This window comes from Actinophytocola sp. (genome assembly GCF_045807065.1).
GTDB lineage: Bacteria > Actinomycetota > Actinomycetes > Mycobacteriales > Pseudonocardiaceae > Actinophytocola.
In genome coordinates this window covers 1-16,745 of sequence record NZ_JBJMIE010000077.1, presented here as the reverse complement: position 1 = coordinate 16,745, position 16,745 = coordinate 1, and the positions used below count along the sequence as shown (strand labels likewise).

Genomic DNA, 16,745 nt, shown 5'->3' with positions numbered 1-16,745 from the left:
TGCATCCCGTCGTCCGGGGTGATCGCCCGTCGAACACGCGCACGGCCTCGTCCGGCCGCCGGCTCGCCGGGCGTTCCTGCTTGGGCGCTAGCGTGCTGTCGCCCAGGTCACCGCCGCATCGAAGACGTGCACGGTCTCGTCGGCGACCAGGCCGCGTAGCAGGCCCTCGTCGCCGAGGTAGAGGCCCACGCGGCGGGCGGGCGCGGTCAGGCCGCCCAGCAGTGGGGCACCGGTGTCGAACCCGAACACGGTGGCCCGCGTTGGGTCGCCGGGCATCGTCGCGGCCACGGTCGCGCCCTCTGCCGGGACGGCCCAGCGGATGCGGCCTTCCTGGCGGTAGACCTGGACCGGACCGTGCAGGCCGGCGGACAGGGGCGTCGTCGCGTCGGTGAAGTCGACCGTGGTCGCGCGGAACTGTTCGCCGGACGACGTGGCCATCCCCATGTCGTCGTAGACGAACGCCTCCCACGCGATGACCGGGACGGCCACGTCGCGGAACTTCGCGCCCACGTCGCCCGACGCCACGCTCGAGGACACCACCACCAGCGCCTCGCCGTCGGCGGAGGTGGGGTCGGCCGACGTGGCGAGGATCGGGTCGACGGCGAACCCCAGGTGTTCCAGGCGGTCGCGGACGTCCTCCTCGCCGGGGGCCAGGCCCGCGGTGCCGGGGTTGCCGTCGTCGCCGTGGACCAGCAGGGCCCGGTCCGGGGCGCCGATCATGAGGTTCACCGGCGCGGAGCGCACGACCGCGCCGGTCGCGTCGGTGACCTCGACGACCGTGCGGGCGAGTCGTCGGGGCGCGCCGTGCCACACCACGGTGTACGGCGCGGTGGTCGCGGTGCCGATCACCTCGTCGCCGACGAGGTAGCGCACCGAGGTGATCGGCACGTCACCCGACCGCACCCGGGCGGTCAGGGTGAGGTCGTCGCCGGGGGTGAGTGGCGTGCCGGGAGTCGGTGTGGACAGTGTGACGAGCCGGCTCGCGGCGCCGGCGCGGTCGAGGAACGGGTCGAGCACGCCCGGCGCGAGGGTCTGCGGGATCGCGTCGCCCGCGGTGACGGACTCCTCGAACACGACCCGCTGCCGCCAGGCCGTGGTGAGGTCCCCGGCCTGTTCGGCCGTGAGCGACGCCACGATCGCCGCGCCCGCGGTACCGAGGTGTTCGGCCTTGCGCAGCCAGGGATCCGCCGACGCCACGAACGCCGGGCCGTCCAGGTCACCCGACACCCCGGCCAGTGCGGTGCGGGTCGCGGCCAGCGCGGTGAGTTGGCGGGTGAGCAGCGCGGCGGCGGTGGCGGGGTGGCCGGCGGCGAGGGCGGCCTCGAAGTCGGCGATCCGGGCGCCGAGCACCGGGGCCGGCCACGGCTCCAACGGCGAGGTCCGGTTGGCGTCGGCGAACGCGGCGAGCGACGGGGCCAGGGTGCGCAGGGCGTTCGCCCAGGAGCGGTTCGGGTCGTACGCGGCGGGGTGCCACGCGTAGTCGGCGACGGTGGCGAGCGCGAGCTTGGACGGCTCGGCCTGCGTCATCGGGTTGGCCAGCAGGCCCGAGGAGCCGGGATGCGGCCCGCGGCCGGTCAGCGGACCGAGGTAGAGCCGGTCCGGCTGGCCGTCGTTGACCGGGTAGTTGTCCCACAGCACGAGCGGGTGGGCGTAGAGGTCGCGGGCGGCGGCGACGTCCGCGTCGGTGATCGTCGGCGAGATGACCTGTTGTCCGGTCCACAGCACGTGCACCGCCGGCGGCACGAGCGCGGCGAACCGCTGCTTGTAGGTGCTGGACGCGGTGCCGTTGTACTCGGTGGGCACGGTCAGCAGCGGACCACCGCCCGGGTGGGTGGCGAGGAACTCGGTGGTGAACCGGCTGAGCAGGGAGGCCTGCGCGGCCGCGGTGGGAGCGGGGTCGGCGCCGAACCGCTCCACGTCCGCCGGGCAGGTCAGCTGGCCCGCGATGTCGTCGAAGAACAGGGCGAAGGACCGCACGCCGGTGTCGTACAGCGCCTGCGTCTTGGCGATGAGGAGGCGGAAGTCGCCGTCGTCGCTGTAGCAGATGTCCGCGCCGGGCGACAGCGAGAAGACGAGGTCCACGTGGCGGTCGGCGGCGCGGGCGGCCAGCTCGCGGAACTCCGCCAGCCGCGCCGCCGGGTACGGCTCACGCCAGCGGTCGCGGTGGTACGGGTCGTCCTTCGGGGCGTAGACGTAGGTGCCGAGCTTCATGCGGCCCTGGAAGTCCAGTACCCGCAACCGGTCCGCCTGTGTCCACGGGGTGCCGTAGTAGCCCTCGACGGTGCCGCGGAACGGCAGCGCGGGCCAGTCCACGACGACCGACCCGGCGAGGTCGTCGGGGCCTGGACGTGGCTGGATCAGCTGGCGCAACGTCTGGGCGGCGTAGTACTGACCGGCACCGTCCACACCAGACATCAATACTGTCCACTGTCGACGGTCGCCTTCGCTCGCGAGGAGGTACCCGCCGGCGGGCAGGTGTGACACGCGGTGCGGGTCGGCCCCCGGCACGCCACGGTTGTCACCCGGACCGCCGACGTACACCGTCATGCGGGCACTCGCGCCACGCACGATGTCCCTCGCGCCGGCCGAACGCAGGAGCGCGACCGTCTCGCGCACGGCCGCCGGGTCGCTGTGCCGGCCGGTCACGAGCCGGACCCGGGACGGGACCCGCACCTGCCCGGACGTCCGCACCACCGACTGCGGTGTCGGTGAGATCTGTGGCAGCGGCGGCGTCTCGGCAGCGACGGGAACGACCGGGGTCACCACGGACAGGACGAGAGCCACTACCACGAACGCCGTGCTGCGCATGCTGTTCTCCTCGATGCTCGGACACGTGCATTGTCGCGCGACGAATTCGTGTGCCGGTGATGAAGGCTCGTGGCACCTTTGTCACCCGCGCAGGAATTCGGCGAATACCGGGTCCTCGTCGAGCGGGCACGCGTGGCCCGTCCCACGATGAAAGCCGTGACCACGAGTAACAGTTCAGCGCGGCCGGGTATGCGCCGCCGTGATCTTCTCATTCGGGCGGGGCTGGTGGGGGCGGTTGCCGCGGTGGGTGGGCTCTGGCCCGCGCGGACGGCGGCCGCGGACGTGCCGGAGGTGTTGGCGCCCCTGCTGGAGCAGGTGGTCCAGCCGGCGCTCGACCTGCTCACCTACGACACCTACGCCGGGCTCGCCGTGTTCGGGGTGCCCGGGCCGGACCGCTACTCCGTCGCGCAGGCGCTCACCAGCCCGGCGCCGGGTGGTGTGGAGGCGCGGTCCCCGGAACTGATCCAGCACACCCTCGACTTCTTCCTGCCCTGGCCCGACGCGTACGTCCAGGCGCTGACCGCGGCGTTCGTGACCGGCGCCAGTGAGGTTCCCCTCCCGGACTCGCTGCTCACCGGGCCGCTCGCACCGCTGGAGGCGGTCGGTGCCACTCTCGACGACGTCCTCCAACTGGCTCTGCGCAACGACCGCACGCTGCCGGTGTCCCTCGCGCTGGCGCTGCTGTTCAACCTGGCCGCCACGCAGGTGCGTCCCACGGCCGTCGTCGGTCCGATCGCGGGCTCGCCGTTCGCGAACCTGACGCACCCGGAGAAGGCGCGGGCGTGCCAGCGGATCGAGCAGGCCGACCCCGACCTCGTCGCGTTGATCGACGCGCAGCTGCCGGAGCCGTTGAACGAGAGCGCGTCCGGACTGCTGCGGTACGCCGGCGGTCTGCTGCTCACCCTGTCCACGTTCACCGCCTACACCGAGTTCGGGGTGTTCGACCGCGCCACGCGGACCGCGGTGCGGCGACCCGTCGGCTGGGACCTCAGCCGCTACATGCCCGGGCGGACCACGCCGGCCGACGGCTGGGCGGAGTTCCTCGGCTACTACCAGGGACGGCGTGCGGTGAGCACCGCCCCGGAATACGGAGGCGCGTGATGCGGGACGTGATCATCGTCGGCGCGGGTGGCGGCGGAGCGGTCATGGCGAAGGAACTCGCCGCTCAGGGCCTCGACGTGCTCCTGCTCGAAGCCGGGCCGTTCTATCGGGATCCGGAACGCGAGTGGTCCCGGTACGAGAACGACTGCAACAACCCCGCCGACGGCTACCTCCGCTTCGGCCCGGCGGACCGGTTCGACCAGCCGCCGTGGTTCCGCGAGCTGCCGCAGTACTCGTACGTGTTCCAGCTCGCCGGTACCGGTGGCACCACCCAGCACTACTTCGCGAACTCGCCCCGGGCCATGCCGGGCGTGTTCGCCGACTACACCGGCGCGGACCGCGACGCCTACGACGTGGCGCACCGGTTTCCGTTCGGGTACCGGGAACTCATCCCGTACTACGAGTGGGTCGAGGCGACGCTGCCCGTCCAGACCGCGGCCATGGGCACCAAGGAGGCCGTGTTCTTCCGCGGCTGCGAACGCGTCGGCCTTCCCGTCAACGCCACCAAGGACATCCTGCGCGACAGCTTCCGCCCGCAGGAGAACGCGATCCTCCAGCCCGGTGGCACGGCCGGGCGCACGAACGACGACGCGCACCTGCGTTACCCGGAGGCCACCGGCTGCACGTTCTGCGGCTACTGCTTCCAGGGCTGCTTCGAGCCCCGGCAGGCGCCGAGGAACCTGAAGGCCAAGCGCCAGACGGACAACTCCTACCTGCCGATGGCGCTCACCGCCGACCTGTGGGCGGTCGGGGGCAGGCGCGTGACGCTGGTGCCGGACGCGTTCGCCACCCGGGTGCTCACCGAGCAGCAGGCCGGCCGCACGGTCGCGAAGGGCGTGCGCTGGCGCGACACCCGCACCCACGAGCAGCACGAGGAGACCGCGAACGTGGTCGTGCTGTCCGCCGGGTGCACCGAGAACCCCAGGCTGTGGCTGAACAGCGAGCTGCCGGACCCGAACGGCTGGGTCGGCCGCGGCTACACCGACCACTCGATCGACTGGGTGATCGGCGTGTTCGACGAGTACACCGGCAACTCGAAGGGCGCCTCGTCCTCCGCGCGCGCCGACTACCCCGGCCACGGCGCCATCGAACAGGTGGGACTGCCGCCCGCGCTCCAGGCACTCACCATGGGGCTGTCCGACAGCGGCGTCCGCGGCGCCTACGACAACGGCCGCGGCCCGACCGGCGCGTGGGACGGCAAGGCCGGCCGGATCATGGGTGACGAGCTGAAGGACCTGCTGTCCGATGTGGACAGACTGGTGAACGTCCTGGTGCTGACCGACGACGACGTCGAGCCGGACAACCGCGTCCTGCGCTCGGTCCTGCCACCGGACGAGAACGGCCCGATCCCCAAGGTCGTCTTCGAACACCGCAGGCGCAGCGCGAGAACCCAGCGCAACCGCGAGTTCCTGTGCAACCAGGCGGCGGCCATCGTCCGCGCCGCCGGCGCACGCCGCGTGCTGCGGATCGACTTCCCGGCGGTCCCGCTCCACGTTCACTCCACCATGCGCATGGGCACCGACCCGGCCGACTCGGTCCTCGACGCCTACGCCGAGTCCCGCTGGGTGGACCGCCTCTTCGTCGGCGACAACTCCGCACTGGCCAACTCCCTCGGCGGCCCCAACCCGACGCTGACCAACCAGGCGGTGACCACCCGGACCGCGGAACGCATTGTCAGCCGGTACTTCGGCGGGCAACCATGGGTGCGCACGCAGTCGCCGGTCAGTTCACTGGACGACCGGGTGACGAGAGGAGTGCTCGACGGCGCGCTCGAGTGAACAGCGAGCGCGCTGACGCCGACCCCCGCGCCACCACTTGACACAGGCTCGAACGTTTGTTCGACTATGGGTGGGAGCCTGACGGTGAGTGCACGAGGGGAGGGCCGACGGCTCGTTTGGGCGATTTCGGCATGAAGTCGTTGTGGAGGTGAATCACCCCGGGCTTCACCCACTAATTGGTGAGGAACCCTGGGTGGTGATCTTGCGTGCGGACTTTGAAAGGTTTGCCGATTTTCGGTCCGGTCGGCCAGTCTTTCCGCCATGCCTGACGCAATGCCCGCGGAGACGGGTCGGTGGTTCCTCGCTGAAGGCATCGACGACATTCCTCCTCGGCTGCGGCTGGCCGGGGCGTTCCTGCCGCGGCCATTGCCGTCAATGGTGCGGCTCCAGCCGCAGACCTACCGAATTCTCGCCGAGGCGGAACAGGCGGTGGGGCGGCTCGACGAGGCCGCCGCGCGGCTGCCGAACCGGGCCGGGCTCGTGCGGTTGGCGCAGCTCCGGGACGTGCACGGGTCGGGGGAGCTCGGCGGGGTCTTCGCGGCGCTGCGGGAGTTGCTGCTCGCGGACCTGCCCGGGATCGGTGGGGGGTCGGCGGTCGACGACGACCTGCGCCGCCACCTCCACGCCAACGACGAGGCGGTGGCCTGGGTGCGGGCCGGCGGCGCACTGAACCTGGCGCTGTTGAGCCAACTCGGCACGATCATCGACGGCGCGGCCGACGGGTTGGGGTTCATCGAGGGGGACGACGTGTCCGAGGTGAACTGGCGCTCCGGGCCGGCCTGGCTCGGCGGCCCCGACCCGCGCGACGCCTACCTGCTCACGGTGCCGCCGGGCGCGGAGCTGCAGACCAGCGGCATGCAGTGGTCGGCGTGGGTCGACTCCGGTTGCGAGGCGCCGCTGCTGGCCAGGGTCGCGCTCGGCCACTACCAGCTGTCGGTACTGGCTCCGGTCGCGCACGCCGACCATCTTTCCCGGTTGTACATCACCCTCGCGCTGATTCGGGAAGGCGCGCTCCGCGATCCGCTGCTGCCGGTTTCCGAATGGCTCAGCCGGCACCGCGACGATTACCGGGACCACATTCTCGATATGGTCCACAAGGGTGACCTCGACGGTTTCCTGGTGTTCTTCGCCACGGGCATCCAGGAGCTGTGCCGGAGCCAGCTGCGATTCATCACGCGGGCCGAACGAATCAGTGAGGAACATCTCGGCAGGCTCGGTAAGCGCATGGACGGAATCGTGCGGGTAACCCGCGACCTGGCCGCCACGCCGCTCACCACCAACCTGCAGATCGCCCAGCGGAACGACCTCACCGTGCAGCAGGCCGCCAGCCTCACCAAGCAGCTCATGCGGCTGGGCGTGATCAGCAGCATGAACGGCCGCAGCTACCGGCAGGTCTTCACCGTCCCGGACGTCATGAACCTCTTCGAGCTGAGCTACCCGACGCCACCGGACGGGGACGACGACGTGTTCGCCCAGTAGCGGAAGACAGGGCTCTCGGTGGCCAACAGCTCCCGCACCCGGTTCGCGGCCTCCTCGTCGACGTCCACCAGCATGGCCAGCGCCCGGCTCCACCGCCGCCTGGCCGCGCCGTGCTGGCCCTGCTCCCACCGCGTCCGGCCGCACCACACCAGGACGCGGGCGTGGGTCGCCGGCGCGTCACCGCCGGCCAGCAGGTCGTCGGCGCGGTCGAAGTACTCCTCGGCCGAACGCGGCCGGCCCGCCGCGTGCATGGTGGCGCCGACCTCGACCAGCGCGTCCGCCGTCCCGGCCGGGTCGCCCGCGGCCTGCCGCAGGTCCACCAGCCCCAGGTAGGCGTCCAGCGCCTTGCTCAGCCGACCCCAGCCGCGGTACAGCGCACCGAGCGCGCTGAGCACCGCCTGTGCCCGGTCGGTGAGGCCGTCCCGGCGGGCGACCGCCAGCGCGCGCACCCACCGCTCCTCGGCCCGCAGCCGGTCCCCGTGCGCGGCGAACGTCATGGCGCAGCCGTGCAGCAGGTCGACGAGCGCCGCCGGGTCCCGGTCGGCGATGGCCAGCGCCTCGCCGGCCTCGGCCAGCTCCTGCCACCACCGCGGGTCCCGCACCTGACCCGCCGCGGGCCACACGGCGGACGCCAGCCGGGTCCCGTTCCCGCGCGACCCGTCCCGGTCGCACGACAGGACCGCGGCCAGCACCTCCGCGTGGTGCCCGACCAGCCACCGCGGCTCATGGCTCACCGCTTCGATGAGCTCGAGGACGTGCTCCGACATGTCCGGTGTGTCACCCACCTCCGCCGACCGCCGGCACCATCATGGCCTACCGGCGGGGCGGGGACGTCAAGCGACACGGGTAGCGGCCGCACTCCAGTCCGGCTCGCGGTAGTCGACCGACGGCGGCAGGGCGAACAGGGTGACCAGGATGGACACCACGCAGGCCGCCGTCATGTACCAGCCGAAGGCCACGTCGGTGCCGGTCAGGCTGTGCAACCACACCGCGACCAGGCCCGCGGTGGAGCCGATGAGCGACGTGCCGATGTTGAAGTTGAGCGCGGCCGCGCTGGAGCGCACCTCCGGCGGGAAGCTCAGCACGTACGCGGTGTTCAGCGGCGCCGACACGAGATTGTTGAGCACCGTGAACACGACGACGGCGGCCGTGGCCAGCACGATCGACCTGCTGCCGATGGCCATGAACGTGGGCACGGTCAGCAGCACGAACAGGCCGTACCCCACCAGCAGCGGCAGCCGGGCGCCGTACTTGTCGGCCAGCACCCCGCCCCAGATGCTCGGCGCCGGCCCGACCGCGTAGGTCAGCATCGACGCGAGCAGGGCGAGTGAGGTGGGGAAACCGGCGCTGATCAGCGCGGTCACGAAGTACGCCTGGATGGTGTAGGAACCGATCCGCTGCCCAGCGCCGAGCCCGATGGCCCTGAGCATGTCGCGCCAGTAGTACCGGACCGCGTCCCGCAGCGGGGTCTGCTCGATGCGCTCGGACTTCGCGAGCGCCAGCACCTCGCGGAACTCGGGCGTCTCGTCCAGCCGCCGGCGGATGTAGAGGCCGACGAACGCGATGGGCACCGCCAGCAGGAACGGGATGCGCCAGCCCCAGCTCGTGAACGCCGCGTCGGGCATGGCCGTGGTCAGCGTGAACGCCACGGTGGCCGCCAGCAGCGAGCCGACCGAGCAGGTGGCGTTGATCAGCCCGGTGAGGTAGTTCCGCCGGCTGCCGCGCTCGTGCTCCAGCATGAACTGCGCGGCCGTGGTGAACTCGACGCTCGCGCCGAAGCCCTGCAGGACCCGGCAGAACAGCAGCAGCACCGGCGCTGCGGCCCCGACCGCCGCGTACGTCGGCAGCACGCCGATGCCCGCGGTGCCGAGGCTCATCAGCACGATCGTCAGCACCAGCACGAACCGGCGGCCCCTGCGGTCCGCGAGCGGCCCGAGGACGAGCCCGCCGATCGGCCGGACGAAGTACGACAGCGAGACGCCGACGTACGTGGACAGCAGGGCGACCGTCGCGTCCGCGCCGGGGAAGAAGATCTTCGACAGCACCGCGGCGAGCGTGCCGTAGAGCGTGAAGTCGTAGTACTCGACGATGTTGCCCATCATCGTCGAGGCGAACACCCGGCGGCGCGCGTTCGTGGTGATGGTCGCGGGTGGGGACTGGGTCGTGGTCATGGGTGTTCCTCTTCAGGGTGGTAGTGGCGTGCGGCCGTGTCGGGCGTGATCCGCGACTCGGCGAGATCCCGCTGGACGGCCTCCGGTGCTCGGTCCTCCGGACGGCCGTAGCCGCCCGCCCCCGCGGTCTCGACGGTGACCGCGTCTCCCCTCCGCAGCAGCGCGTACCCGTGGTCGACCGGGCCGGCGCCCTCGCTGAGCAGCACCCTCGCGCTCGCCCCGGGACCGCCGCCGCACAGTCCCCACGGCTGCGAACGCTGCCGGCTCGTGTCCACCCAGAAGTGGATCTCGTCGCCCTCCACCCTGACCCGGCGCCGGATCCCCATGCCCCCGCGGTGCTCGCCGACGCCGCCCGAGTCGTCGATCAGCTCGTAGGCCTCGACGAGCAGCGGGTACTCGGTCTCCAGGCTCTCCACCGGCAGGTTGGACGTGTTCGTCATGTGCACCTGGACGCCGTCGAGCCCGTCCTTGGTGGCCCGCGCGCCCGACCCGCCGCCGATGGTCTCCAGGTAGACGAACTCGGCGCCGGTGACCGGGTGCCGCCCGGAGAAGTGCACGCCGGTGTTCGCGCCGTTGCTCGCGGCGGTCACCCGTCGTGGCACCGCGGTGGCCAGCGCGCCGTGGATGAGGTCGACGATGCGCTGGCAGGTCTCGCTGCGCCCGTTGACCGCCGCCGGCAGGACGCAGTTGACGATCGAGCCCTCCGGCGCCGCGATGTGGATCGGCCGGTACAGCCCGGCGTTCGGCACGATGTCGGCGTCGATGAGGCTCTTCACCGAGTAGTAGACGGTGGCGTACAGCGCGGTCCAGACCACGTTCACGCTCGCCCGCACCTGGGGCGGGTTGCCGGCGAAGTCGAAGTGGATCTCCTCGCCCGCGATCCTGATCCTGACCCGCAGCTCCAGCTCGTCGTCCAGCTCGGGGCAGTCGAACAGGTCGGTGAAGGCGTACTCGCCGTCCGGCATCTCGGCGATGGCCGCGCGGGTCCGGCGTTCGGTGTAGTCCAACAGCTCCCGGGCGGCGTCGACCACTGTGGACGTCCCGTACCGCGCGCACAGCTCGCGGTAGCGCAGTACCGCCAGGCGGTTCGCGGACGTCTGGGCCCGCAGGTCGGCGCGCCGCTCGTGCGGCACCTGGCAGTTCAGCAGGATCAGCGACAGCACCTCGTCCTGCGGCACGCCCGCGCGGACCAGCCGCACCGGCGGGATCCGCAGGCCCTCCTGGAAGATGTGCTTGTGGCCGCGGTCGCCGAAGTCGGCGTGGTGGGCGAGCGTCGCGGCCCACGCGGTCAGCTCGCCGTCCACGAAGACCGGTGTGGCCAGCACGATGTCGGGCAGGTGCGAGCCGCCGCCGTTGTACGGGTCGTTGCCGATGAACGTGTCCCCGTCCTGGATCTCCGCGCGGGGGAAGCGGTCGAGGATGCTGTCCACGATGCCCATCAGCGAGCCCAGGTGCAGCGGCGAGCCACCCTCGTCCTGCGCGATGCCGCGGCCGTCCGCGTCGAACAGTCCCGCGGTGCAGTCCCGCCGTTCCTTGATGTTGGTGGAGAAGGCCGCGCGGACGAGGGTGCCGCTCATCTCCTCCACGATCGTCGCCAGCGCCGAGCCGATCACCTCGACCAGCACCGTGTCCAGTTCCTGCGTCACGTCGGCTCCAGCCACGTCAGCTCCTCCGGATGATCAGGTTGCGCATCGTGTCCACCTCGCAGGTGTCCGACGGCAGCAGCAGGGTCGTGCTGTCCATCTGCTCGACGATCGCGGGCCCGGCGAACCGGTGGCCGACGTCCAACAGGGCCCGGTCGTACACCGGACAGTCCACACAGGACCCGTCGAGGTAGACCGAGCGGTGCGCCACCACGGCGTCGGCGAGGGAGGCACCCGTGGGGGCCGACCGTTCGACCCGGGCGCGTGGCACGGAGCCGACGGCCTGCACCCGGAACGTCACCGCCTCCACCGGGTCGTCCTCGGCGCGGTAGCCGTACATCCGCTCGTGCGCGTCGTGGAACCGGTCCACCAGCACGCGAACCGTCTCCGCGGTCACCTCGCCGTCGGGGACGTCCACGCCCAGCTCGTAGTTCTGGCCCGTGTACCGCAGGTCGACGCCGCGGACGACCGACCGCCGCTGTCCCGCGATGCCCTCGCGGTCGAACCACGCCGTCGCCCGCGCCGACAGCTCGGTGAGCACGGCGGCGACCTCGGCGGTGGCCACTGGGGTGATGCGGGTGCGCATGAAGTCGCTCCGCACGTCGGTCATCAGCAGCCCCAGCGCCGACTGCGCGCCGGGGATCTCGGGGACGACGATGACCGGCGACCCCAGCTCGGCCGCCAGGCGCGCGGCGTGCAGTGGGCCGGCCCCGCCGAACGGCACGAGGGCGTAGTCGCGCGGGTCGTAGCCGCGGTGCACGGAGATGACCCGGATCGCCCGCGCCATGTTCGCCGTGACCACGCTGACGATCCCCTGCGCGGTCTCCTCGACGGACATGCCAAGCGTCGCGGCCAGCCGTCCCACCGCCCGGTGCGACGCGTCCTTGTCGATCTTCAGCTGGCCGTTGAGCAGGTAGTCCGGGTTCAGCACCCGCAGCACCACGTTGGCGTCGGTGACCGTGGCCTCCTCGCCGTTGCCGTAGCAGGCGGGGCCGGGGAACGCGCCCGCGCTCGCCGGGCCGACCCGCAGGTGCCCGCCGCTGTCGATCCACGCGATGGAACCGCCGCCCGCGCCCACCGTGTGGATGTCGAGCATGGGGGAGCGGATGGGCCGGCCGTCGATCTCCAGGCTGGCGGCCACCTTCGGCTCGCCGTCCCGGACCAGCGAGACGTCCGAGGACGTGCCGCCCATGTCGAACGTGATGATGTCGGGGAAGCCGGCCGCCGTGCAGATCGCGGCCGCGCCGACCACGCCGGTGCTCGGACCGGACAGCACCAGCCGCACCGGCAGCTTCTCCGCGGTGACGAACGGGATGACGCCACCGTTGGACTGCGTGACGTGTGGTTCGGCGCGCAGCCCCGACGCGGCCAGGGTTTCTCGCAGCCGGGCGAGGTAGTCCGCGACCACCGGGCCGACGTAGGCGTTGGTGACCACCGTGGACAGTCGCTCGTACTCGCGGAACTCCGGCAGCACCTCGCAGGACAGCGAGACGTGCGCCTCGGGGAACTCCGCGCGGATGATCTCGCCGATGGCCTGCTCGTGGTCCGGCCGGACGTAGCTGTAGAGCAGGCAGACGGCGATCGAGACGACCCCGCTGTCCCGCAGCCGCCGGACCGCCGCGCGGACCTCGTCCTCGTCGAGCGGGACCGCGACCCGACCGTCGTGCCGGACCCGCTCGGTCACCTCCAGGCGGAGGTCGCGGGGGATCTGCGGCAGCGGCTTGTCGGCCTGCGCGTCGTACATGTGGGGGCGCCGGCCGCGGCCCAGTTCGAGGAGGTCGCGGAAGCCCTTCGTGGTGATCAGGCCGGTGCGTGCGCCCCGCCCGGTCAGCAGCGCGTTGGTGCCCACGGTCGTGCCGTGCGCGAAGTAGGCCACCTCGTCGACGCGCCTGCCGCCGATCTGGTCGAGCAGCTCACCGAGGCCGCGCACGATGGCCTGCCCGGGGTCGGCCGGGGTGGAGGAGACCTTGCGGACGTGGATCCGCCCGGTCTCCTCGTCGTAGGCGCAGAGGTCGGTGAAGGTGCCGCCGGTGTCCACGCCGATTCTCAGGCTCATGGATCTCCTCTTCGGGAACGTTCCCGGGATGTGATGAGATGGGACTGTAGGCACGCCGGTCCACAGTGGTCAAGAGTCAGGTCAAGAGTCATCGCCGGCGAGCTGCGAACAGCAGGAAGAGTGCTTGACCGGTTCGGGACGGCGTGCGTAGGGTCCGGACACAGGCTTCGGGAACGTTCCCGAAAAGGGTGGGAGGAATGATGGTTTCGCGTGCACCGGCGGTCCGGGTGGTCGTCCTCGGGGGCGGTGTCCTCGGCGTGTCCACGGCGCACCAGCTCGCCAGGCGGGGCGCCGCGGTGACGCTCGTGTCCGACACGGCGCTGGCCGGGGACGCGTCCGGCCGGTCGCTCGCGTGGCTGAACTCGGCCGCGCCGCGGAGGGTGGAGTACCACCAGTTGAGGGTGCTCGGCATCGACCGCTACCGCACCCTGAGCGCCCGCCTGCCCGGCCTCGACTGGCTGCGGTTCGACGGCGGCCTCCACTGGGGCGCCGAGTCCGACGCCATGTTCGCCCATCAGCGGGCCGTCGGGTACGCGGCGGAGTGGGTCCACCCCGAGGAGATCCCCGCCGTCGCGCCGGGCGTCGACCCGGCCGCCGTGCCGGCGCACGGCGCGGTCTTCAACCCGGGCGAGGGCTGGGTCGACCTGCCGTCCCTGATCGACCTGCTGGTCAAGGAGCTCACCGCGCTGGGCGGGACCGTGGCGCTGGACACCGGCCCGGCGACCGTCACGGTCGCGGGTGACCGGGTGGTCGGTGCCCGCACCGAGTCCGGGCTGGTCCTCGACGCGGACGTCGTCGTCCTCGCCACCGGCGCCGCCGTGCCGGACGCGTTGGCCCGCCTCGGCCTGCCGATCGGTGACCGGACCCCGATCTCGGTGCTGCTGCGCACCCGACCCGTGGCGACCGGGCTGCGCACCGTGCTGAACACGCCACGCGTCTCGCTCCGGCCGACGCCCGACGGCGCAATCGTGCTCGACGCGGGCTGGGCGGAGGAGGCGGTCGAGCGGCACGCCGACGGCACGTTCGAGGTTCCCGGGTCCGTCGTGGACGGTCTGCTCGCCGAGGCCGCCGCCGTGCTGGCCGGCCACCCCGAGCTGCCGCTCGAGTCCGTCCTGGCCGGCCGCAAGCCCATCCCGGCCGACGGCGAGCCCGTGCTGGGGCCGGTGCCCGGCGTCGCGGGCCTGCACGTCGCGTTCACCCACAGCGGCGCCACCCTCGGCCTGATCGCCGGGGAACTGATCGCCGACCAGATCGTCACCGGCGAGGCCCACCCGTTGCTCACGACCTTCGGGCCTGGCAGGTTCGTCGCATGAGTCCGATCCGGACGGCCGTCATCGGCTTCGGCACCGCGGGCCGGGTCTTCCACTCGCCGTTCATCGCCGCCGACCCGGACTACACGCTGGCCGCGGTGATGACCCGGCGCGGCGCGGAGGTCCTCGCCCGGTACCCCGACACGCGGGTGGTGGACACCGTCGACGCGTTGCTCGGCGAGGAGCTGGACCTGGTCGTCGTCGGCTCGCCGCCGGCCACCCACGCCGAGCTGGCCGGCAGGTTCCTCGACGCCGGGGTCGCGGTCGTGGTGGACAAGCCGTTCACCGTCACCTCGGCGGACGGCCGGGCGCTCGTCGAGAAGGCCGGCCGCCTCGGCGTGCCGCTGACGGTGTTCCAGAACCGCCGCTGGGACGGCGACTTCCTGACGCTGCGGCGGCTGCTGGCGTCGGGCGCGCTGGGTGAGGTGTGGCGGTTCGAGTCCCGGTTCGAGTGGTGGAAGCCCGACCGCGGCTCGTCGTGGAAGACGTCGACGCCCGAGAGCGAGGGCGGCGGCATCCTGTACGACCTCGGCACCCACGTCATCGACCAGGCCGTACAGCTGTTCGGCGCCGCGGAACCCGTGCACCACGAGGTGTTCACCCGGGGCGCCGGCCGCGCGGACGACGACGCGTTCGTGGTGCTGGACCACGAGTCGGGCGTCCGGTCGCACCTGTGGATGAACGGCCTCGCGGCCCAGGTCGGCCCGCGGTTCCGGGTGCTCGGCTCCCGGGCCGCGTTCACCAAGCACGGGCTGGACCCGCAGGAGGCCGCGCTGCGTGACGGCGCCCGTCCCACCGACCCGTCCTTCGGCGAGGAGCCCGCGAGCGCCTGGGGCGGGGTGGGCGTCGACGGCGCTCTGCGGCCGGTCCAGACGGAACCCGGTCGCTACGCCGAGTTCTACGCCCTGCTCGCGCGGGCCCTGCGTGCCGGCGGTCCGCTGCCCGTCGACCCGCTGGACTCGGTGCGGGTGATCGAGCTGGTCGAACGGATACTGTCGGCGCCATGACCGCTCGCCAGACCGTGACCATCATCGACGTCGCGCACGCGGCGGGGGTGTCGAAGTCGACGGCCGGGCGTGCGCTCGCGGGTGCCAGCGAGGTCAGCGCCCGCACCAGGGAGAAGGTCGCGAGGGTCGCCGCCGAGCTGGGCTACCGGCCGAACAGCCTGGCGCGCAGCATGATCACGGGCAACACCGAGACCGTCGGCGTGGTGGTGCCGGACCTGTCCAACCGGTTCTTCGCCGAGGCGCTGCAGAGCATCGCCCGCACCGTCCGCAAGCACGGCTACGAGGTCCTGGTCAGCGGCACCGAGGGCGAGCCCGAGCTGGAACGCCGGTCGGTGGAGACGCTGGCGGCCAAGCGCGTGGACGGGGTCATCGTCGCGCCGCTGGACGGCACGGACGACGACCACCTGCGCCGGCTCACCGAGGACGGCACCGCGCTCGTCCTGCTCGACCGGCGGGCACCCGGCGTCGAGCGGGCGAGTTTCGTGTCCGCCAACAACATCGAGGCGTCCCGGCTGGCGCTCGACCACCTCATCGCCCTGGGGCACCGCGACATCGCCATCATCAGCGAGTCCCGCTACGACCCCGCGCTGGCCGACGCCACCGAGCCGAGCGCGACGGGCCTGCGCCCGAGCGCGATGCGCCTGGCGGGCTACCTGCAGGCGCTGCGGGCCGCCGGGATCCCGGTGCGACCGGCACACGTCGTCCACAGCGCGTACTCGAGCGCCATCTCCTACGACGCGACCCGCACCCTGCTGCGCACCAACCCGGCGGTCACCGCCATCTACTGCACGGATAACGTGCTGAGCGCGGGCGCCTTCGCCGCGGTGCAGGACAGCGGGTTGACCTGCCCCCGCGACCTGTCCCTGATCGGCTTCGACGACCACGAGTGGGCCACCCTCGTCCGCCCCCGGCTGACGGTGGTGGAACAGCCGACCGAGGCCATGGGCGTCGCCGCCGCCGAGGACCTGCTGGCCGCCATCGCCGACCCGTCCCAACCTCCGGTCACCCGGCTGCTCTCCACACACCTGGTCGTCCGCGACTCCACGGCCCCACCGCCAACCTGGCCCTGACCGCGTTCGTCACGCCTGACGTGAGGAACGCGTCCTTCAGCGCTTCTAGATGATCGATGCGGTGAAGTTGATGTTTAGTGATCGTAGGCTGTGAGTGATCGTTTGCTGGTCACGCCGGTGGTCCAGTTGTGCCAGATGCCGGCGGCCATGGCCAGCAGGCGTTGTGCGACGCGGGTGAACACGCCGTGCGGGGTTCGTCCGCCGTGTCGTTCCAGGTCGAGTTGGCCCTTGAGGGTCTGGTTGACCGATTCGATCCATTGGCGGACGCCGCCGAGGTTGCCGTTGCGGTAGGTCTCGTCCTTGCGGTCCGGGCGGAGCAGTC

11 protein-coding genes and 1 pseudogene are annotated in these 16,745 nt (G+C 72.2%); 6 read left to right on the top strand and 6 right to left on the bottom strand.

Annotated features, from left to right (window positions below; translation table 11 throughout):
- Nucleotides 1-87 precede the first annotated feature (87 nt).
- Nucleotides 88-2,808, bottom strand: a complete 2,721-nt coding sequence (locus ACJ73U_RS04420; RefSeq protein ID WP_407776216.1) for a beta-N-acetylglucosaminidase domain-containing protein — start codon at nt 2,806-2,808, stop codon at nt 88-90.
- Between the two features lie 243 nt (nt 2,809-3,051).
- Between ACJ73U_RS04420 and ACJ73U_RS04415 the strand changes: the two genes are divergently transcribed.
- From ACJ73U_RS04415 to ACJ73U_RS04405, 3 genes are all read left to right on the top strand, one after another.
- On the top strand, nt 3,052-3,909 hold the full coding sequence (locus tag ACJ73U_RS04415) for a hypothetical protein (protein WP_407776215.1): 858 nt from the start codon (nt 3,052-3,054) through the stop codon (nt 3,907-3,909).
- Entirely contained in the window at nt 3,909-5,687 is a 1,779-nt protein-coding gene (locus ACJ73U_RS04410) for a GMC family oxidoreductase N-terminal domain-containing protein (RefSeq protein WP_407776214.1), read from the top strand. Before ACJ73U_RS04415 ends, ACJ73U_RS04410 begins: the two co-directional genes overlap by 1 nt.
- A 261-nt stretch (nt 5,688-5,948) precedes the next feature.
- Complete coding sequence (locus ACJ73U_RS04405; RefSeq protein WP_407776213.1) at nt 5,949-7,166, top strand: Fic family protein; 1,218 nt, start codon at nt 5,949-5,951, stop codon at nt 7,164-7,166.
- On the opposite strand, the gene ACJ73U_RS04400 is transcribed toward ACJ73U_RS04405, so the two are convergent.
- The 4 genes from ACJ73U_RS04400 to ACJ73U_RS04385 all read right to left on the bottom strand — a co-directional run bounded on the left by ACJ73U_RS04400 (nt 7,121) and on the right by ACJ73U_RS04385 (nt 13,036).
- Nucleotides 7,121-7,933, bottom strand: coding sequence for a hypothetical protein (locus ACJ73U_RS04400; protein WP_407776212.1), 813 nt, complete (start codon nt 7,931-7,933; stop codon nt 7,121-7,123). The genes ACJ73U_RS04405 and ACJ73U_RS04400 overlap by 46 nt on opposite strands.
- A 66-nt stretch (nt 7,934-7,999) precedes the next feature.
- Complete coding sequence (locus tag ACJ73U_RS04395) at nt 8,000-9,337, bottom strand: MFS transporter (RefSeq protein WP_407776211.1); 1,338 nt, start codon at nt 9,335-9,337, stop codon at nt 8,000-8,002.
- Nucleotides 9,334-10,998 (bottom strand): hydantoinase B/oxoprolinase family protein, encoded by a 1,665-nt coding sequence (locus ACJ73U_RS04390; protein WP_407776210.1) that lies wholly within the window; start codon nt 10,996-10,998, stop codon nt 9,334-9,336. Before ACJ73U_RS04390 ends, ACJ73U_RS04395 begins: the two co-directional genes overlap by 4 nt.
- 1 nt (nt 10,999) lies before the next feature.
- Nucleotides 11,000-13,036: a hydantoinase/oxoprolinase family protein gene (locus ACJ73U_RS04385; protein ID WP_407776209.1), complete on the bottom strand. Its 2,037-nt coding sequence runs from the start codon at nt 13,034-13,036 to the stop codon at nt 11,000-11,002.
- Nucleotides 13,037-13,236: 200 nt separating this feature from the next.
- On the opposite strand from ACJ73U_RS04385, the gene ACJ73U_RS04380 reads away from it, so the two are divergent.
- The 3 genes from ACJ73U_RS04380 to ACJ73U_RS04370 are packed head-to-tail and all read left to right on the top strand — an operon-like array spanning nt 13,237 to nt 16,423.
- Nucleotides 13,237-14,349 (top strand): NAD(P)/FAD-dependent oxidoreductase, encoded by a 1,113-nt coding sequence (locus ACJ73U_RS04380; protein WP_407776208.1) that lies wholly within the window; start codon nt 13,237-13,239, stop codon nt 14,347-14,349.
- The gene (locus tag ACJ73U_RS04375; RefSeq protein ID WP_407776207.1) at nt 14,346-15,353 is read left to right on the top strand and encodes a Gfo/Idh/MocA family oxidoreductase; all 1,008 of its coding nucleotides are present in this window, start codon (nt 14,346-14,348) and stop codon (nt 15,351-15,353) included. Before ACJ73U_RS04380 ends, ACJ73U_RS04375 begins: the two co-directional genes overlap by 4 nt.
- Entirely contained in the window at nt 15,350-16,423 is a 1,074-nt protein-coding gene (locus ACJ73U_RS04370) for a LacI family DNA-binding transcriptional regulator (protein ID WP_407776206.1), read from the top strand. Before ACJ73U_RS04375 ends, ACJ73U_RS04370 begins: the two co-directional genes overlap by 4 nt.
- Before the next feature lie 74 nt (nt 16,424-16,497).
- Here the strand turns inward: ACJ73U_RS04370 and ACJ73U_RS04365 are convergent.
- A pseudogene (locus tag ACJ73U_RS04365) lies at nt 16,498-16,745 on the bottom strand (IS982 family transposase); the annotation flags it as partial.